Below are 19899 nucleotides of genomic sequence, written 5' to 3'. Positions count from 1 at the left end.
GCGCGCGTGCCCCCGCCCGCGTGCCCCCACGCCCTCAAGTCCTCATGTCCCCATGCCCTCATGCCGGCGCCCGCCCCTGGGCGCCCATGGAAGGAACCATGAACAACCAGCATGAACAGCGCAGTTCGGCCCTGGTGCCGACCCGCCGCCAGCTGCTCACCCTCGGTGCCGCCACCGCCGCCGCGGTCGGCCTCCAGCGGATCGGCGCCGCCCAGGCGGCCGCTCCGGGCGACGGCGGTTTCGCCGCGCCCAGGACCGGCGGCGCCCAGGTGCTCCAGTCGCTCAACGGCACCTGGGACTTCCTGCCCGCGGCGGCCGGCGCCGCCTACCCGCCGGCCGACTCCGGCTGGGCCGACATCCCCGTGCCGGCCGAATGGAACATGGCGGCCGGGCCGTTCGCCACCGGTTGGGACGCCTACGACCTCTTCGAGACCCCCGACGACTGGAACACGGTGAACACCGCCTGGTACCGGCGGACCGTCCGCGTACCGGCGGCGGCCAAGGGGCAGCGGATCGTGCTGCGCTTCGAGGCGGTCAACTTCGAGGCGACCGTCTGGTTCAACGGCGCCCAGGTCGCCCACCACCAGGACGGGCTGCTGCCGTTCGAGGCCGACGTCACCGACCACGCGGTCTTCGGCGGCAGCAACACCGTTCACCTGCTGGTGCGTTCACCCGGCTCGGCCCGGCAGTCCGACGGCTACCACTTCCCGGGGGGCTCCTGGTGGGGCCAGGAGGCGGCCGGGATCTGGCAGGACGTGTGGCTGCTGGCCCGCAACCCCGTCTCCACCGCCGACACCGCGATCGTCACGTCGGTCACGGACAAGAAGCTCACCGCCACCACCGTCCTGCGCAACGACTCCGCCGCCGACGCCACCGTCCGGGTGGACCACACCGTGTGGGACGGCGCCCGCCAGGTGCTGCGGCTCAGCCGCCAGGTCACCGTGCCGGCCGGCGGCACCACCGCCGTCGAGGAGTCCGCCGGCTGGAGCAAGCCCCGGCTGTGGAACCCGGCCGACCCGCACCTGTACGAGCTGCGGGTCGACATCCGCGCCTCCGGCACCGGCCCGGTGCTCGACTCGACCACCCAGCGGTTCGGCTTCCGCGAGGTCACCGTCGACGGCCCGGCGCTGCTGCTCAACGGCGAACCGCAACTGCTGCGCGGCGACTCCTGGCACTACATGGGCTCCGTCCAGAACAGCCGCGCCTACGCCGAGATGTGGATGCGGATGGCGATGGCCGCGGGCGTCAACTACATGCGCCTGCACGCCATGCCGTACCCGCCGGTCTACTACGACGTGGCCGACGAACTCGGCATGATGATCGTCGGCGAGTCCGGCATCTACGGCTCCTCGGGCAACTACGCGATGGGCGCCGACGACTTCTGGGCCAACTGCGCCACCCACCTGAAGGACCGGGTGGTCCGCGACCGCAACCACCCCTCGATCATCGCCTGGAGCGCGGAGAACGAGATGCTGGCCGCCTTCGGCCAGAGCTACGTGCCGCAGGTCGCCGCGCTCAAGCCGCCGGTGCTCGCCGAGGACACCAGCCGCCCGGTCTACTTCGAGGGCGACGGCGACCCGCAGGGCGCCGGCGACCTGCGCAGCACCCACTACCCGGTGGAGATCACCACCAAGAACACCACGATCCCCGAGTCCGGCCGGGTGCTGGCCGTCGGCCAGCCGCGCGGCGACGAGTGGGACCGCAAGAAGCCGTTCCTGATCAGCGAGTTCAGCTCGATGTACTACGCCAACCCGTCCGACGTCAGCGCGCTCGGCGGCCCGGCGGCGTACGCGGACCTGGACGGGTTCTGGTCGGCGCACGCGCTGACCGTCCGCGCCCAGATCGAGGGCTTCCGGTACGCGGGCATCACCGCGATCTCGCCGTGGAACACGGTCTGGTACGGCATGCAGCCGCTACCGTTCGACGGCACGTCGGTGCCGAAGCCCGATCCGAGCGGGTCCGGGCCGCGGCTGAAGCGGGTCGGGCCGTTCGCGGCGACCCTCAACCCCGGCTTCCAGAAGGGCCTGCCCGACTGGCGGCCGAACCCCATCCACGGCTCCGTGGCGCGGGTCTTCCAGCCCGTCGCCGCGCTCGCGCTGGACTACCGCACCCACTACTTCGGCGGCAGCACGCTGGCGAAGGACCTGATGGTCTGCAACGACACCGCCGGAAAGGTGAAGTTGACGGTCGGCTGGACGCTGAGCGGCAAGGGCATCCCGACTGGCAAGGGCTCGGCGAAGGTGACGGTCGCGGCCACCGACCGCGGCAGCGTGACCGCGAAGCTCGCGCTGCCCAAGGTCAAGAAGGCCACCGCGGCCACCTTGCGGATCACCGTCTCGGGCGACGGGACGTTCACCGACGACATCGCGCTGACCTTGTACCCGGCTCCCGCGGGCAAGCTCGGCACCCCGCTCAAGGCGGCGGTGCTGGAGGGGACTTCGGGTGCCGCCACCACCAAGGCGCTGACCGCGCTGGGTGTGACGGCCCGCACCGTCGCCGACTTCGGCACGCTGCCCGACCCCGCCTCCGGCGAGGTGCTGGTGGTCGCCGAGGGCGCCGAACCGGCCGCCGACACCGACGCGGGCAAGAAGGTCACCGCGTTCGTCGCCGCCGGCGGCCAGGTGCTGGTGCTGGCGCAGAGCGCGTTCCCGCAGATCCTGCCGTGGCCGCAGTTCAGCACGAGCAGCCCGCAGACCGTCACCCACGTCGCCGCGCCGCACCACCCGGTGCTGGCCGGCATCGGCGCCGACGACCTGCGCTGGTGGCAGACCGCCGACGAGACCGTGGTGTCCACCGTGCTGCTCAAGCCGCGCTTCGGCAGCCTGCTCTCGCTCGCCGACGCCGGGTCCGCGCTGGCCGCCACCGCGCTCGCCGAGACCAGGTTCGGCAAGGGCCGCTACCTGATCTGCCAGTACCCGGTGGTGGCCGCGCAGGCCGCCGAGCCGATCGCCGCCGCGCTGCTGCGCAACCTGCTCGGGTACGTCGCCCGGCCGGCCGCGGCCACCGGGCGGTTCGGGGTGCTCGCCGCCGACGACAAGAGCGCGGCCGCGGTCACCCTCAAGGCCGCCGCGGCCGATCTGACGGTGCTCGGCACGGTCGACGCCGACGCCCTCGCGGCGCTGGACATCCTGCTGGTGGACGCCTCGCCCGGCAACGACGCGCCGCTGGCGTCGCTCAAGGCCGCCGCTTCCGCGGTCACCGCGTGGACCGGCCAGGGCGGCACCCTGTGGATCAGCGGTGCCACCCCGGACACCTGGGCGTCGGTCGCGCCGTTCCTGCCGTCCGGCGCCAAGCTCACCGCCGTGGACACCGACCACGCGCACGGCGCCGTGACCACCGGAAACTCCGCCCTGACCACCGGCGTCAGCAACGCCGACCTGGACTGGCCGGGCGCGGGCGCGCCCTTGGTGGCGTACACCGTGCAGGCCAAGGGCGGCACCAGCGCGGTGGACACCCGGGCGGTCGCCTGGAGCCTGTTCAGCGCGGGCAACGAGCAGACCAAGTACGGCAAGGCGGCACACAGCACGCTCGGCTTCACCGCCGGCAGCGCGCTGTGGCAGACGGCCGCGGGCCAGGGGTCGGTGATCGTCGACCAGTTGCTGTGGCCGGACAAGAACGCCCTGCCCACGCAGGTCGGCCTGGCCGCGCTGCTGGCCGCGAACGTCGGCACCGCCTTCGCCGCGGGCGCCGGCTCGGGCGAACTGCCCACCGACGGCTGGAAGGGCTTCACCAACCCGGCCGGCGGAACCCCCGCCAACGCCTACGACCGCAACCCCAGCACCCGTTGGACCAGTTCGACGGCCCGCCAGCCCGGCATGTACTACGGCCTCGACCTGGGGGCGTCGCACACCATCGACAAGATCGTGTGGGACGCGTCGGCCTCCAGCGGCGACGTACCCAGCGGCGCCGACCTGCTGGTCTCCACGGACAACTCCACCTGGACCACGGTGCTCAGCCTCGCCGACACTGCTCCGTACACCTCGGGCGGCGTGATGACGCTGAACTTCGACCCGGTGGACGTCCGGTACTTCAAGGTCGTCAACACCAAGGCCGCCGGGAACTACCTGTCCGTGCACGAGATCTACGTGTACACGGCGACGCAGTGACCCGGTGAAGCGGTGAGCCGGCCGGACGGGTCGTGGGGCCCGTCCGGCCGGCTCGGTATCCGCTCTGGCCTACGCGGCCGGGGTCGTGCCGGTGACCGTCGCGGCCGGGCCGGTGCCCGCGCCGGTGACGGCGGCGACGCCGACCGTGTACGGCGTGCCGGGCGTCAGATCGCCGAGCACGCGGAACATCGCGTGCGCCGACGGCTGGGTGACCAGCACGTCCCGGCCGGCCACGTCGACCGTACGGCTGCCCGAGGGGTCGGTGACCGTGATCCGGTAGCCGATGACGGGGGAGTCGCCGACGACGGTCGGGGGCGTCCAGTCCAGGGTCGCGGCGGTGGCCTGGGCCTTCAGCTTGAGTCCGGTCGGAGCCGCGGCCGGCGCGGTGGCGGCCTTCGGGGCCAGCGGCGCCGAGGGCAGCGAAGGCGCGCTGTCGCCATGGGAGTTCACCGCCGTGACCGTCACGGTGTAGGGGACACCGTCGGTGAGGCCGGTGAGCCGGACCAGCGCCGTGGCGGCGAAGTCGGCGGCGGAGACGAAGGCGGTCGCAGCCGTGTGCCCGGCGGGGTCCGCGGCCGTCACCCGGTACCCCAGCAGCGGCGAACCGCCGTCCGCCCAGGTGGGGTTGAAGGCGGTGTACAGCGTGCCGGACGCACCGACGGCCGTCGCGACCCGGGTCGGCGCCACCGGCACCGACACCGGGGCGAACCGCCGTGCGAGGACGCTCCGGTAGGCGGGCTCCAGGCCCGCGTCGGCGACCACGCCGGCGGGGGCGTCGGACGCCGAGGCGATCAGGTGGTTGCCCTGCGTCACCACGCCCTTGTTGCTGCCGTCGGCGTCACCCTGCTCCCACCAGTTGCCGGAGATGAGGGTCGGGTCGTTGTTGTGGAGGGCGTCGCGGTAGTCGACGTGGGTGCTGGCGACGTTGGCGTACGACGCGCCGTAGAGCACGTTCCCCGACACCGTCTCGTAGGTGCAGCCGTTGTCGGTGTAGACGCTCTTGCCGAGGCCGAACTGCGTGTGGATGACGTTGCCGGTGACCTTCTCGCCGGTGGCCATCGAACTGCCGGTCAGGCCCTGGGTGTAGATGCCGCCGCCGTCGTCCAGGCCCTGCATGTAGTCGGTGATGAGGTTGTCGCTGACGGTGTTGTCGTGGCTGTCGTTGGGCGTGGCGGGCGAGCCGATCTTGTCCGGCCAGCCGCCCCAGCCCATCGAGATCCCGGAGTAGCCGACGTGGTCGATCTGGTTGTGGGAGATCAGGTCGTGCTGCGTGTAGCCGTTGACGATGGGCACGCCGCCGGTGAACTCCCGCGGCAGGGCGTAGAGATGGTTGTCCGTCAGCTGGACGTCGCGGGTGACGTCGGCGTCGTCGGTGGGCAGCGCCTGGTCCACGCCGCCGACCTCCACGCCGTTGCCCGAGATGTCGGTGAAGACGCTGCCGCGCACGGTGGTGTGTTGCGTGCCGTCGCCCAACTCCAGTCCGGCCGCGCCGAGATGGACGAACGCGTCGTCGCTGAAGTCGAGGTCGCGGCCGTGGTCGATCGCGACGTTGCCGGGCTCCTTGGTCCAGGCGCCGAACGGGCACTGCCCGCCGGCCTGGAAGCCGCACAGGCCCTCGGTGGCGTAGCCGGTCGGGCCCGAGATGGTGTAGCCGGCCTGGATCTCGGAGAAGCCCTCCGGGGAGGAGGGGGTCAGCCAGGTGGCGTAGGAGAACTGCAGGCCGCGGAAGGCCACGTCGTGCAGGGGCGCGGCGGCGGTGCCCCGCCCGTCGACGAGCTTCTCCAGCGCGGGCGCCTCCACGTCGGCGCGGTGCAGGTCCTCGCCCTTGCGCGGCATGTAGTAGACGGTGTGCGCGGCGCGGTCGAGGTACCACTCGCCCGGGGTGTCCAGGAGTTCCCTGGCGTTCTCCATGTACGTCACGTGGGCGCCGTTGGTGAGCGCGCCGGGGCCCACCATGCTGACGGTGCGGCCGGGGATGTCCGGGAACTCCACCCGCTTGTTGGAGTTGTCCCAGCACGGCTGGACCATGGTGACGGTCGTGCCGGACGCCGAGGCGACGTCGCAGCGCGGCTGCGTCCACTGGCCGAGGCCGTCGCGCACCATGTTCCACAGCGTCTCGCCGCTGGTGTAGACGAACTCGGCGCCGGCGATGTCGGGCCACTTCGCGAGGGTGTCACTGGCGGCGGTGTAGCCGGTGGCGGTCTTGGTGAGGGTGACCGGGACCTGGCCGGCGGCGCGGGTGGCGCGCACGCCGTCGACGTACAGCTGCCGGGTGTCGGAGAGCCCGCGGGGTGCCGGGGCGGCCCACAGGCCGCTGTGCCCCGTGACCTGGTGCCAGCCGGTGACCTGCTTGCCGCCGCTGATCACGGCCTTGCCGCTGCCCTGCCAGACCACCTGGTGGCCGCCTGACCCGGAGTCGCGCGAGTCGAGCGTGAGCGGATGGTCCAACCGGTAGGTGCCGTCGGCCAGATGGACGGTCAGATCCGCGGCCAGGTGGTGGTCCCGCTGCCGGACGAGGTCCTGGGCGCGCGCCAGGGTGCGCACGGGGTGGCGCGCGTCGCCCGCGGCGTGGTCGTTGCCGTACGGCGCGACGTAGACGTCCTGGGAGGGGGGAGCGGCGTCGGCCGCCGGGCCGGTGGCGGCGATGCCGCCGATCGCCACCGCGGTGGCGGCGAGTATCGGCCACAGTCTTCTTCTGAGCACGGTCATCGTCCTTCGGGTCGGGAGCGGGGAGTGCGACGGCGCCTTGTCCGCGCCGCGCGGGGCGATCACGCCGGCAGGCCCCAGCGCGGGGCGGGGGCGTTGGCGGGGACCGGGGCGAGGCCGGTCGAGGGGCGGGTGCCGCGCGGGTGGACCCACGCCTCCTGGCCGCGGGCCAGCTCGATCCGCAGGGTGCCGCCGCCGAGGTCGGTGTACGGCAGCGCGCGGCCGGCGCCGTCGCTCACCTCCAGCGGGCCGGCGATGTCGGTGCGCAGCACGCAGGGCGCCCCGGCCTCGCTGCGCAGCCGGGCCCAGCGGGTGGTGCCGCCCTGGCGGGACGCGCTGAGCAGGAAGGCGCCCTGGGTGCGGAAGTCGTGCAGCGCGACGTCCTTCCAGGTCGAAGGGACCGCCGGGAAGAGCCGGATGACGCCGCCCCAGCTCTGGCAGAGCATGTCGTGCAGGGACTGCGCGGCCGACAGCGGCGTCTCGATGACCGGCCCCGACTCCTTGTAGAGGGTGTTGGGCTGCACGTAGAGCCGCAGCAGGTCGGAGAGGTACCCGGCCGCCGCGTCGCCGTCGAGCATCTGCGCGGAGAAGGAGGCCGCGCCGGTGTAGCTGTAGCCCTGGAGCGCGCCGGTGAAGCTGATCCAGTGGTCGACCGAGGTCCTGATCAGGTCCCGGTTCTCCGGCTGCTCCCAGTTGACGAGGTACAGCGGGTAGACCGACAGCATGTGCGAGTAGTGCCGGTGCGACATCGCGAACGGCTGCCCGGCGCCGATCATGAAGCCGTCGGCGTCGACGGGCGGCGGCACGAGCCGCCGCAGCACCTCGCGCCAGCGCGGCGCCAGCGGGTCGTCGACGCCGAGGGTCTGCGCGGACTCCAGCAGCGTGGTGCAGCCCCAACGGATCAGCGCCAGGTCGAAGTTGGTGTCGGGGGTGTCCACGCCGTACTCCGGCGAGAAGGTCTTCGGCAGGTGCAGCCGGCCGTCGCTGCCGGGCTCCAGGAAGTGCAGGTAGTAGTTGACCGACTTGCGCAGCAGCGGGAAGACGACGTCGCGGAGGATCGACTCGTCCATCGTGTGACGGTAGGAGAGCCACACGTTGTGCAGCGCCCAGGTGAGGTTGCCGATCTCGGGTGTGGGCGGGTCCTGCCCCGGGATGCCGCCGCCGGTGCCGCCGGGGCCGCTGTCCAGGCCGTGGCTGAGGGTGATGTCGTTGGAGCGGGCGATGACCAGGGAGTCGGAGCGGTAGGCGGGCGCGGTCTGCGCCTTGACGTTCTCCCGGAACTCGCTCAACGAGCGGGTCAGCCCGTCCAGTTCGAGGTGGTTGGAGCCGTGGATGAGCCAGTACTCCAGCTGGACGTTGAGGTTCCACCAGGACGCGGGCCACGGCGTCGGCTCCAGCCAGGGGCCGGTGGTCGCCATCACCGGGGCGTCGCGGCGCGCGGCCGAGGCGACCTTGTACAGCTGTATCCAGTAGAAGCTCTGCAACCGCGCGTCCGGGACGGACAGGAAGCTCTTGCGGTAGTAGGCGTGCCACCACGCCCGGTGGTCCGCGGTGAGCGCGGACATCGGCAGCGGCGCCGTCTCGCGCACGCTGCGCAGCGCCGCCTGGGTGGCGCCCGTACCGGGGAAGGAGTGCGCGACGGCCGCGTACAGGGTGCGGGCCTGGCCGCGTCGGACCTCCCGCCACGCGGTGACGTGCCGGCCGCCGGAGAGCAGGGACTGCACCGCGGCCCGCTCCGTGCCGTGGTCGCCCACGACGGCGGGCGGGTTGCCGGTGTAGCCGTCGGGCAGCGGCTTGAAGGCGGCCCGCGGGCTGATGGCGTCGGCGGGGTGGAACGTCCAGACGAGGTCGCGCTCCCCCGTGGACGGTGTCACCTCGACGGCCAGTACCGAACGGGAGTTGTGGACGATCGCCCGCAGCCGCAGCGTGCCCGCGGTGGTGGTGACCGTGCCGGACAGCTCGCTGTTCCACAGGTCGAGCCGCCAGTCGACGGCGGTGACGGTGCCGACCGGCTCCAGCGTGAAGTACCCGATGGGCAGCCGGGCCAGGCCGAAGATGGAGCCGAACTCGGGCCGGTGGTCCTGCACTTCGCTGTGCTGGACGTTGAAGCGGATCGCGTTCGCGCCCGGTTCCGCGTAGATGCCGGAGCCCAGGAAGCCGTTGCCGAGGAACGGTCCCTCCTCCCAGGTGGCGGGCATCTTCTGCCAGACCAGGTCGGAGTCGGCGAGGATCTCGGTCCAGGGCCGGTCGCCGTGCGTGTCGACGGACAGTCCCGCGGCGGCGGCCGGACCGGGCGCGTCCGCGGACCCGGTCGCGGTCGCCGGTTCCGCCGCTGCCGCAGTTCCGCTCACCCCGGCGCTGACCCCCGCGCCCACCGCGGCACCCGCCAGCGCACCGCCCAGCACCCTGCGGCGGGACACCCCGCCCTTGTCCTGCATAACGCCTCCTGAGTATCTGAGTGGAGTTCATGTATGCACACACTCATCGGATCTATTCGCAGCGGGACGCTAAGGCGGCGCGGGTTCTACGTCAAGGAGGTGCGCAGAGGTCCTTCCCTACTTGCTTGGTGAGAGGTAGTCATCGGATCAATCTGTTGACGCGTGCACGGCAGGGGTGTATCACCAATCCTGTTCACCACCGTGAACCTGATTCAGTGACCTGAGTCCCGAGGAGCCGCACGATGCGTCTGACGAGTCGTCACCTGATCCCCGCGCTGGCCCTGATCCTGGCGGGCACCGGAACGCTGCTCGCCGCCCCGGCGAGCGGCGCGACGGATGCCGCCGCCCACCCGCCGGCCGCCCACCCACCGGCCGTCCGCACCGCCGCCGTCCCGCCGATGGGCTGGAGCAGTTGGAGCTTCATCCGCAGCAAGCCCACCGCGCGGAACATCGAGGCGCAGGGCCTGGCCATGCACACCAGCGGCCTGCAGGCGCACGGTTACCGCTACGTCAACATCGACGCCGGCTGGTCGGACCACCTCGACGACTACGGCCGCTGGGCCTGGAACACCACGAGCTTCCCCGACGGCATCCCCGCCGTCGCGTCGTACCTGCACCGCCTCGGCCTGAAGTTCGGCATCTATCTCACGCCCGGCATCCCCAAGGCGGCCGTCGCCGCGAACCTGCCGATCGAGGGCACGCCGTACCACCTCGCCGACATCGCGGACACCACGCAGCCCGGCAACACCCACGACGACTCCTGGCGGATCGACTTCAGCAAGCCGGGCGCGCAGGAGTACGTCCAGGGCTACGCGAACCTCCTCGCGTCCTGGGGCGTGGACTACATCAAGATGGACTTCGTCGGCCCGGGCGGCGGCCTCGTCCCCGGCGACCAGCGGCCCGACATGGCGGCCTGGCACCAGGCGATCCAGCACACCGGCCGCTCGATCGATCTGGAGCTGTCCAACTCGCTCAGCATCGCCGACGCCGACTTCTGGAAGGCCAACAGCAACGGCTGGCGGATCGACGGCGACATCGAGTGCTACCACTGCACGACGGTCGGGCTGACCGACTGGCCGCACGTGCTCAAGCGGTTCACCGACGAACCCGCGTGGGTGCCCTACGGCAGCCGCGGGGGCTGGAACGACCTGGACTCCCTGGAGCTCGGCAACGGCGCCGACGACGGCCTCACGCCCGACGAGCGACAGACCACGATGACCCTGTGGGCGATCTCCGCCGCGCCGCTGCTGCTCGGCACCGACCTCACCAAGCTCGACCCGGACGACCTCAAGGCGCTGACCAACGACGAGGTGCTCGCGGTGGACCGGGCCGGGCACCCCGCCCGGCCGGTGTCGCAGGCGACGCCGCAGCAGGTGTGGTTCAGCAGGAACGGCGACGGCAGCTACACGGTGGCGCTGTTCAACCTCGCCGACAGCCCCGCGCAGGTCACCGCCGACTGGAGCGACCTGGGAGCCCACGGCCGGCGCGGCCGGGTCCGCGATCTGTGGACGCACCAGAACCTGGGCGTCGAGCAGGGCGGCATCTCAGCGACCCTGCCCGCCCACGGGTCGCGCTTGCTGAAGGTGTTCGTCGACTGACGGCTGGGTGCGCCTGTCGCCGCCCCCCTGACCAGGACGGCGGCAGGCGCACCGGTACTCGGGTTGCCCGCGGGGTCAGGACGACGAGCTGAACGCCGAGTCGAAGGACGACTCCGGCGGCTCGATCGCGGCCAGCGCCCTGACGTGCGCGAGCGCCTGCGGGGCGCCCAGCAGGCGGTCCATCCCGGCGTCCTCCCACTCCACCGAGATCGGGCCGTCGTAGCCGATGCTGTTGAGCATCCGGAAGACCGGCTCCCACGGCACGTCGCCGTGGCCGGTGGAGACGAAGTCCCAGCCGCGCCGCGGGTCGCCCCACGGCAGGTGCGAACCGAGCCGGCCGTTTCGCCCGTTCAGCTGCTTGACCGACTCCTTGCAGTCCACGTGGTAGATGCGGTCCTTGAAGTCGTAGAGGAAACCGACCGGGTCGAGGTCCTGCCACACGAAGTGGCTCGGGTCGAAGTTCAGCCCGAACGCCGGGCGGTGGCCGATCGCCTCCAGGGTGCGGACCGTGGACCAGTAGTCGTAGGCGATCTCGCTCGGGTGCACCTCGTGGGCGAAGCGCACCCCGACCTCGTCGAAGACGTCGAGGATCGGGTTCCAGCGGTCGGCGAAGTCCTGGTAGCCGCGGTCGATCATCTCCGGCGGGACCGGCGGGAACATTGCCACGGTGTGCCAGATCGACGAACCGGTGAAGCCCACCACGGTCTTGACCCCGAAGGCCGCGGCGGCCCGCGCGGTGTTCTTGATCTCCTCTGCGGCGCGCTGCCGCACGCCCTCGGGTTCGCCGTCGCCCCAGATCCGGGCCGGCAGGATGCCCTTGTGCCGCTCGTCGATCGGGTGGTCGCACACCGCCTGCCCGGTGAGGTGGCAGGAGATCGTCCAGCTGCGCAGCCCGTGCTTCTCCAGGGTGTCGCGCAGCCGCGGCAGGTAGGAGTCGTCGCTCAGCGCCGCCTCCACGTCGAAGTGGTCGCCCCAGCAGGCGATCTCCAGGCCGTCGTAACCCCACTCGGAGGCGAGCCGGCACACCTCGGTGAACGGCAGGTCGGCGAACTGGCCGGTGAAGAGGGTGACGGGTCGGGCCATGGCGTGGGTCCTCCTGCGGTCGGTCGTGAGGGTCGTGAGGGTGGTGGGAGTCGTGACGTTCGTGAAGCCGGGGCGGGGGCGGCGCGGGTCAGGACGCGACCGGGATGTGCACGCCCAGTGCCGCGGCGCTGGACTCCACGGCCGCCAGCACCCGCTGCACCTGGAGCCCGTCGGCGAACGACGGCCGCGGGTCGGTCCCCTCGGCCACCGCCGTGACGAAGTCCCGCACCTGGTGGGTGAAGGAGTGCTCGTAGCCGATCAGATGGCCCGGCGGCCACCAGGCGGCCATGTACGGGTGGGTCGGCTCGGTCACCAGCAGCTTGCGGAAGCCCGCGGTGGCGGCGTCCTCGGTGCGGTCGTGGAAGGCCAGTTCGTTCATCGACTCGGCGTCGAAGGCGAGGCTGCCCAGCGAGCCGCTGATCTCGATCCGCATCGCGTTCTTGTGCCCGGTGGCGAACCGGGTCGCCTCGAACACGCCGATCGCGCCGCCCTCGAACCGGGCGGTGAACACCGCCGCGTCGTCCACGGTCACCGCGCCGCGCTCGCTGGAGGCGGTGCCGGACAGGCCGCTGGAGCTGGCCGGCAGCGGCCGCTCGGCCACGAACGTCTCCAGCAGCGCGCCCACCGAGGAGATCCGCTGCCCGGTCAGGTACTGCGCCGCGTCGATGCTGTGCGCGCCCAGGTCGCCGAGCGCGCCCGACCCGGCCCGGTCCTTGCGCAGCCGCCAGGCGAGCGGGAACTCCGGGTCCACCAGCCAGTCCTGGAGGTACTGCGCCCGCACCTGGTGGATACGGCCCAGCCGGCCGTCCGCGACGAGCTGCCGGGCCAGCGCCAGCGCGGGCACCCGGCGGTAGTTGAAGGCGACCATGGAGCGCACCCCGGCCGCCCGGGCCTCCTCCGCCGCGACGGCCATCTCCTCGGCCTCCTCGACCGAGTTGGCCAGCGGCTTCTCGCACAGCACGTGCTTGCCCGCGGCGAGCGCCGCCAGCGCGATCTCGGCGTGGCTGTCGCCGGGCGTGCAGATGTCCACGACATCGATGTCCGGACGCGCCACGAGCGCGCGCCAGTCGGTCTCGTAGGACTCCCAGCCGTACCGCTCGGCGGACGCGCGGACGGACTCGGCGTCGCGCCCGCAGACGGCCGCCATCTCGACCCGGCGCGGCAGGTCGAAGAAGCGGCCCGCGGTGCGCCAGGCGTGCGAGTGGGCCGCGCCCATGAAGGCGTGCCCGACCATGCCTACGCGCAAGCCGGGCGCGGGTGCCGCCGCGTCCGTGGGCGGCGGGGGTGTTGACGTCAAGGTGGTTCCTCCTGGCGGCCCGTCTCCATCGTTGTTCTTCCGGCATCGACTGAAACTCAGCGCGCCGGATGGAACAGTTTGCGAGTTTCTGCCTGAACTTTGTCATAAGTCAAGGCTCTTGACGGGAGGAACCCCAAGAAGGCACGGTGCGGTGGACCGCTCGTCCACACCCCTGGGGGTCATGATCGAAACTCCAGTCAACCTGCGCGAGGTAGGAAGGCTACGGGTCCTGGAGGCCCTGCACACCTCCGTGCGCAGCAGTCGTCCGGAACTGGTGCGGGTCACCGGGTTGTCCAGGGCCACGGTTTCGTCGTTGATCGCGGATCTGATCGCGGTGGGTCTGGTGACGGAGGACGAGGGTCCGGAGGAGCCGGAGCCGCGGCGTACCGGGCGCCCCGCGCAGTCGTTGTCGTTGGTGCCGACCGCGGGGTACGCGATCGGTGCGGACATCGGGCACCAGCATGTCCGGGTGATCCTGTGCGACCTGTTCGGGGCGGTGTTGTGGGAGCACTGGGTGGCCAAGGAGGTGGACCGGGCTCCTGAGGAGACGCTGGACCTGGTGGCGGTGCTGGTCGGGCGGGCGTTGCAGGAGACCGGGGTGGGCCGGGAGCGGGTGCTGGGGATCGGTGCGGGGATCGCGTCGCCGGTGGAGAAGGGCAGCGGGGCGCTGGGGGCGGAGGGCATCATGCCCGGGTGGGTGGGGATGCGGCTGACGGACGAGTTGCGGCGGCGGACGTCGTTGCCGGTGCGGGTGACCAACGACGCGAACGCGGGCGCGCTGGCGGAGCGGATGTACGGCGCGGGGCGGCACGCGAGCGACATGGTCTACGTCCGGCTGTCCGCGGGGATCGGCGCGGGCATCGTCAGCAACGGGAAGCTGCTGCTGGGCGCGCGGGGCCTGGCCGGGGAGATCGGGCACCTGCCGCTCACCGCGGACGGCCTGATCTGCCGCTGCGGCAACCGCGGCTGCCTGGAGACCGTCGCCAGCCCCGTCGCCATCGCCCGCCTCCTCTCCGACAGCTGGGGCCAGCACGTCGTCCCCCGCGACCTGCCCGCGCTGATCGAGCAGCGCAACGCCGGTGCGCTGCGCGCGGTGCGCGACGCCGGGGACGCGGTCGGCCGCGCGCTGTCCACGCTGGTCACCCTTCTCAACCCCCGCCTGATCGTGGTCGGCGGGGACCTGGCGGGCGCGGGCGAGGACATCCTCGAACCGATGCGGTCCGGGGTGCGGCGGCACACGCTGCCGTCGGCGGTGGAGAGCGTCGAGATCGTCACCGGGGGACTGGGCGACGGCGCGGAGGTCCGCGGCGCCGCGGGCCTGGTCCTGGCCGACGCGCCCCAACTGCTGTCCGCCGCACCGGGCGCACCGCAGGAGGAGCCCGCGTAGCGGCCCGGCCACGCGCCCGCGCTCGCGGCCAGGCGCTGCGGTCAGCCGTGCGCCGCGGTCGGCCGGCCGCGCTGACGCGACCGTGGGTGACCACCCACAATGGGTGCCATGGAACCCATCATCACCGCGGCCGAACTGGCCGCGGCGCCCGCCTCGACCGCCGTGCTCGACGTCCGCTACAAGATGGGCGGCCCGCCCGGGCACGGCGAGTACGCCGCCGGCCACATCCCCGGTGCCCGGTACGTCGACCTGGACACCGCGCTGGCCGGCCCGCCCGGGCCGGGCGGGCGCCACCCGCTGCCCGACACCGAGGTGTTCGGCGCGGCGATGCGCGCGGCGGGGGTCGGCGCGGACACCGACGTGGTGCTCTACGACGACTGGAACGGCTGGGGCCCGGCCCGGGCCTGGTGGCTGCTGCGCTGGGCGGGCCACGAGCGGGTCAGGGTGCTGGACGGCGGGCTGGCGGCGTGGAAGGCCGCGGGGCTGCCGCTGAGCACCGAGGAACCGGCGCCGGGCGACGGGGACTTCGTGCCGCACCCCGGCGCGCTGCCGGTGCTCGACGCGGCCGGCGCCGCCGAACTGGCCCGCCGCGGGCTGCTGCTGGACGCCCGCGCGGGGGAGCGCTACCGCGGTGAGACCGAGCCGATCGACCCGGTCGCCGGCCACATCCCGGGCGCGGTGAGCGCGCCCACGACGGAGAACGTCACCGCCGACGGCCTCTTCCGCACGCCCGCCGAACTCGCCGCCCGCTTCGCCGCCCTGGGCGCGACGCCCGACGCCGAGGTGGGCGTCTACTGCGGGTCCGGCGTGTCCGCCGCCCACCAGGTCCTCGCGCTGGCCGCTGCGGGTGTTCCCGCGGCGCTGTACGTGGGCTCCTGGAGCGAGTGGGGCGCCGACCCGTCCCGGCCGGTGGCGACGGGCGAGCAGCCGGGCTGACCCGCCGCCGGAGACACGCGTAAGGGGCAGCCACCCAAGTGGCTGCCCCTTACGGCCGTCGGCTCCCGGTCAGTGTCCCGATTCCCCTGACGAGGTCGGGCTACTCCTGTCCGCGCGCAGTCGCTACTCCTGCTTCTTGCGGCGGCTGCCGAAGACGATCTCGTCCCAACTGGGCACCGTGGCACGCCGTCCCGGGCGGACGCCGTCCGCCTCGGCCTGGCGGTCGGTGGTGCCCTTCAGGCGGTCGCGGTGGCCGGCCACCGCGCGCGGCATCAGCACGTCGGCGTAGGCGGAGCCCGCACCGGCGCTGGCCGCGGGTGCGGCCTCCTCCGGCTCCTCCTGCGGCACCTCCGCCGCCGGAGCGGCGTCCGGCGGGGCCGGCGGAGCGGGCACGACCATGTCGCCACGGAAGCTCGGCACCGCTTCCAGCAGGCTGGTGAGCGAGTCGCGCTCCTCCGGCTGCTCCTCGGCGCGCGCCTCCCGGTCCTGGCGGTCGGGCCGCTCCGGGCGTTCCGTGCCGGGGCGGTCCAGCGGCCGGTCCCTGGGCAGCCGGGCGATCCGGGGCACGAACGGGAAGCTCGGCTCCTGGCCCTGGGTCTGCGTGGTCTCGCCGATCAGCGCGCGGGCCTCGTCGTCGACCGCCTGCACCAGGCGGCGCGGCGGGTCGTAGGTCCAGCTCGCCGAGTGCGGCTCACCGGCCACCCGGTAGACCAGCAGCACCTCCCAGGTGCCGTCGTCGCGGCGCCAGGAGTCCCACAGCACGGTGTCCTTCTCCGCGCCGCGCAGCAGCAGGCGTTCGGCGACCGCCTCGCCCAACTGCGGCCCGGTGGTCTCGCCCTGGCGGCGGACCGGGGTCTTCCTGGCCCGTTCGGCCATGAAGGCCCGCTCGGCCAGCACCGGCCCCTCGAACCGCCGGACCCGCTCCACCGGGATGCCGCCGAGCTGGGCGACCTCCTCGGCCGAGGCACCGGCACGTATCCGCGCCTGGATGTCCCGGGGCCGCAGATGGCTCTCGACCTCGATCTCGATCTGGCCGAGCCGGGCCCGGTCGTTGCGCACGGCGGCGCGCAGCCGCTCGTCGATCGGGAGGGTGTACTCCGTGCTGTCGGCAGCTTTGAGCACCAGTCGGGTGCCGTCGTTGCTGACGGCCACGACCCGCAGTTCGGGCACGGTTACCTCCCGGGTGGTGCCTGCCGACGTCACGTGCGTCGCTGCTCCCGTTGAACGAGTGTGGCCTGCCCGGGTGCAGCGTGCCACAACCTTGCGGAGTTACCCGGCGTGTCGGGACAAGATGGTGACACGCCGTTATGGGACGGTAGTCGTTTGGCCACCCAGCGTGACCAACTGCGGCACCCCGGGACGAGCGCCCCCCGACTCCCCTCCACGGGTTCCTTGGCGACCGGCCGGGCACCGGAAGCCAGGATTCGTCACGGTACTCCATTCGGGCCACCGCGGGGCGGCTGCCGCGCCGTCGAATGTCGTGCGGGGGGCGGGAGTTGGGTGACCCGGCTCACATCCGGGGGTTCCACGCATCACCCAAAAGGGGACGTAGTCCACGAAGTCGCCGTCACCTGACCGCCGACCCGGCGCCCGGCCACCGACCCCGCCAACGGCCGGCGACCTGGCATCCGGCGGCGAACTCGCGCCCGCCCGACGACCTTCCCCGGCCGGCAACCTCGCGCCCGGCTACGAACCCAGCACCCGCCGCAGGTAGTCGTTCCCGAACAGCCGCTCGGGGTCGAGCCGGTCGCGCAGCGCGGTGAACTCCTCGAAGCGCGGGTAGGCCGCCCGCAGGTACTCCGCGTCGCGGGTGTGCATCTTGCCCCAGTGCGGCCGCCCGCCCGCCGCCGTCATGATCCGCTCGACCGCGGTGAAGTACTCCTGGTAGCGGCTGCCCCGGTACATGTGCACCGCCACGTAGGCGCTGTCCCGGCCGGACGCCGTGGACAGCGCGATGTCGTCGGCCGGCGCCACCCGCACCTCCACCGGGAAGCTGATCCGCAGGTCGGACCGCTCCACGGTGGCCTTCAACTCCCGCAGCACCTGCACCGCCGCCTCCCGCGGCACCGCGTACTCCATCTCCACGAACCGCACCCGGCGCGGGCTGGTGAAGACCTTGTACGCGATGTCGGTGTACGTCCGGGCGGACAGCGCGCGGCTGGAGAGCTTCGCGATCCCCGGGATCGCCGACGGCGCCACCCTGCCGAGCGCGCACGCGGCCTGGAAGACGCCGTTGGAGAGCAGCTCGTCGTCGATCCAGCCGCGCACCGCGGGCACCGGCGCGGCCGGGCCCGTACTGCGGTTGTTGCGCTTGGTGTTGCAGCCCTCGGTGTGCGGGAACCAGTAGAACTCGAAGTGCTCGTTCTCCGCGACGAGCCGGTCGAAGTCCGCGGTCACCCGGTCGAAGGTCATCGGCTCCTCCCGCGCGGTGAGCAGGAACATCGGCTCCACCGCGAAGGTGAGGGTGCTGACCACGCCGAGCGCGCCCAGCCCGAGCCGGGCGGCGGCGAACACCTCGGGGTTCTGCTCGGCCGAGCAGGTCAGCACCGACCCGTCGGCGGTCACCAGGTCGAGCGCGACGATCTGCGCGGCGATCGAGGCGGAGTCGCGACCGGTGCCGTGCGTGCCGGTGCTGGTGGCGCCGGCCACCGTCTGCTCCATGATGTCGCCCATGTTCCGCAGCGACAGGCCCGCCGCGGCCAGCGCCGCGTTGAGCTGCCGCAGTTGGACCCCGGCCTCCACGGTGACGGTGCCGGCCGCCGCGTCGATCGACCTGATCGCGGTGAGCCCCTCGGGCCGCACCAGCAGCCCGTCGGTGGCCGCCGCCGCGGTGAAGGAGTGGCCGGAGCCGACCGCCTTCACCCGCAGCCCGTCCGCGGCGGCCTTCCGTATCGCCGCGGCCAGTTCGTCCACGGACGCGGGCGCGGCGACCCGCCCGGGCCGCGCCGAGACGTTGCCCGCCCAGTTACGCCACTCCCTCGCCTTCGCGGGTGCCGTCGTGCTGCTCGTGGCCGTGGGTGCTGCTCCGGTCCGGCTCATCGTGGTCCTGCTCCTCCCGATCCGGTGCCGGCCGCAGCCGGCGATAGCCGAGGAACGCCACCGCCGCCGCGAAGACCGCGGCGAAGGTGCACACCCAGAAGGCGGCCGAGGCACCGTGCGCGTCGATCACCCGACCGGCGAGCGCGGCACCGGCGGCGACGCCGACCGCGAGACCCGTGCTGGTCCACGTGATGCCCTCGGTCAACCGCCCCCGGGGTACCAGCTGTTCGACCAGGCCCATGGCGTTCACCATCGTGGGGGCGATGGTCAGGCCGGAGAAGAACAGCGCCAAGGCCAGGAACCACAGGTTCCCGACCAGTAGTGGCGGGATCATACTCACCGCCATCAGCGCGATGCCCAGCCGGAACCGCCCGGCGATCGTCCCGCGCGGCCGGCTCAGCCCGAACACCAGCCCGGCGACGCACGAACCGAGCGCGTACGTCGCCAGCACCACACTGGCCAGCGCCTTGTGGCCGCGCTCGTCGGCGAACGCGACCGTGACCACCTCCACCGCGCCGAACATCGCGCCGGTGCCGACGAAGACCCCGACCAGCACCGCCAGCCCCGGCGCGGCCAGCACCGACCCGCCGGACTGGTGCGCGTCCGCGTGCGGAACCGGCTCGGTGCCCCGCAGCGCGGTCAGCGCCAGCACCCCGACGGCCAGGAACACCGCCGCCAGCAGCGGCCCGGCCTCGGCGAACCAGCCGGTGCTCAGCCCCACCGACAGGATGGGGCCGACGATGAAGACGATCTCGTCCACCACCGCCTCGACCGAGTAGGCGGTGTGCAGCTTCTCCGGGGTGCCGCGCAGGATCTCCGACCAGCGGGCCCGCACCATGGCGCCGGTGCTCGGAGTGGTCCCGGCGCCCAGCACGCACACGAAGTACGCCCAGTCCGGCGCCCCGGCCCGGACGCACGCCAGCAGCCCGGCCACCGAGACCACGCTCACCGCGCAGACCGGGCGCAGCACCCGCCGCTGTCCGTACCGGTCCACCATGCGGGAGATGCGCGGGCCGCTCACCGCGCCGGACAGCGCCAGCGTCGCCGACAGCGCGCCCGCCAGGCCGTACCGCCCGGTCACCTGGGAGACCATCGTCACTATGCCGATGCCCAGCATCGACAAGGGCATCCGGCCGACCAGTCCGGCCAGGCTGAACGCCACCGCTCCCGGGGTCCGGTAGATAGCTCGGTAAGGGCTGGTCACGTGGAGCTCCCCGGCGTCGTCGCCGTCGGCACGGGCAGGACGGATCGGGGTCCCGCGTAAGGAACATTGCTGGCGAGTACAGCTTACGGATCGGGGCAAGTCGTT

General features: G+C 72.9%; 11 protein-coding genes. 4 read left to right on the top strand and 7 right to left on the bottom strand.

What is annotated here, in order from left to right:
* The first annotated feature begins 98 nt into the window (after positions 1-98).
* On the top strand, positions 99-4106 hold the full coding sequence (locus tag ACIPAE_RS34225; RefSeq protein WP_402450628.1) for a sugar-binding domain-containing protein: 4008 nt from the start codon (positions 99-101) through the stop codon (positions 4104-4106).
* A 69-nt stretch (positions 4107-4175) separates the two neighbouring features.
* On the opposite strand, the gene ACIPAE_RS34220 is transcribed toward ACIPAE_RS34225, so the two are convergent.
* A complete protein-coding gene (locus ACIPAE_RS34220) occupies positions 4176-6815 on the bottom strand; it encodes a fibronectin type III domain-containing protein (protein WP_402450626.1) in 2640 nt (879 codons plus the stop codon).
* A 59-nt stretch (positions 6816-6874) separates the two neighbouring features.
* Positions 6875-9250 carry a glycosyl hydrolase family 95 catalytic domain-containing protein gene (locus tag ACIPAE_RS34215; RefSeq protein ID WP_402450624.1) on the bottom strand — a complete coding sequence of 792 codons (2376 nt, stop codon included), beginning with the start codon at positions 9248-9250 and terminating at the stop codon, positions 6875-6877.
* Between the two features lie 242 nt (positions 9251-9492).
* Between ACIPAE_RS34215 and ACIPAE_RS34210 the strand changes: the two genes are divergently transcribed.
* Positions 9493-10848 (top strand): glycoside hydrolase family 27 protein, encoded by a 1356-nt coding sequence (locus tag ACIPAE_RS34210; RefSeq protein WP_402450621.1) that lies wholly within the window; start codon positions 9493-9495, stop codon positions 10846-10848.
* A gap of 75 nt (positions 10849-10923) precedes the next feature.
* On the opposite strand, the gene ACIPAE_RS34205 is transcribed toward ACIPAE_RS34210, so the two are convergent.
* Positions 10924-11931, bottom strand: coding sequence for a sugar phosphate isomerase/epimerase family protein (locus tag ACIPAE_RS34205; protein WP_328470333.1), 1008 nt, complete (start codon positions 11929-11931; stop codon positions 10924-10926).
* A gap of 88 nt (positions 11932-12019) precedes the next feature.
* Positions 12020-13165 (bottom strand): Gfo/Idh/MocA family protein, encoded by a 1146-nt coding sequence (locus tag ACIPAE_RS34200; protein ID WP_402450748.1) that lies wholly within the window; start codon positions 13163-13165, stop codon positions 12020-12022.
* 244 nt (positions 13166-13409) lie between these two features.
* Between ACIPAE_RS34200 and ACIPAE_RS34195 the strand changes: the two genes are divergently transcribed.
* Together ACIPAE_RS34195 and ACIPAE_RS34190 are read left to right on the top strand one after the other, a co-directional pair.
* The gene (locus tag ACIPAE_RS34195) at positions 13410-14615 is read left to right on the top strand and encodes an ROK family transcriptional regulator (protein WP_402450618.1); all 1206 of its coding nucleotides are present in this window, start codon (positions 13410-13412) and stop codon (positions 14613-14615) included.
* 108 nt (positions 14616-14723) lie between these two features.
* Positions 14724-15551 (top strand): sulfurtransferase, encoded by an 828-nt coding sequence (locus tag ACIPAE_RS34190; RefSeq protein ID WP_402450615.1) that lies wholly within the window; start codon positions 14724-14726, stop codon positions 15549-15551.
* 123 nt (positions 15552-15674) lie between these two features.
* Here ACIPAE_RS34190 and sepH read toward each other — a convergent pair whose 3' ends face one another.
* The 3 genes from sepH to ACIPAE_RS34175 form a co-directional block, all read right to left on the bottom strand.
* Positions 15675-16721: a septation protein SepH gene (gene sepH, locus ACIPAE_RS34185; protein ID WP_329363937.1), complete on the bottom strand. Its 1047-nt coding sequence runs from the start codon at positions 16719-16721 to the stop codon at positions 15675-15677.
* 516 nt (positions 16722-17237) lie between these two features.
* Entirely contained in the window at positions 17238-18590 is a 1353-nt protein-coding gene (locus ACIPAE_RS34180; RefSeq protein WP_329363936.1) for a D-arabinono-1,4-lactone oxidase, read from the bottom strand.
* A complete protein-coding gene (locus tag ACIPAE_RS34175; RefSeq protein WP_329363935.1) occupies positions 18517-19794 on the bottom strand; it encodes an MFS transporter in 1278 nt (425 codons plus the stop codon). Before ACIPAE_RS34175 ends, ACIPAE_RS34180 begins: the two co-directional genes overlap by 74 nt.
* Between the last annotated feature and the right edge of the window lie 105 nt (positions 19795-19899).

This window comes from Streptomyces sp. NPDC087270, assembly GCF_044744625.1.
Taxonomy (GTDB): Bacteria; Actinomycetota; Actinomycetes; order Streptomycetales; family Streptomycetaceae; genus Actinacidiphila.
This window is presented reverse-complemented; position numbering and strand designations above follow the sequence as displayed.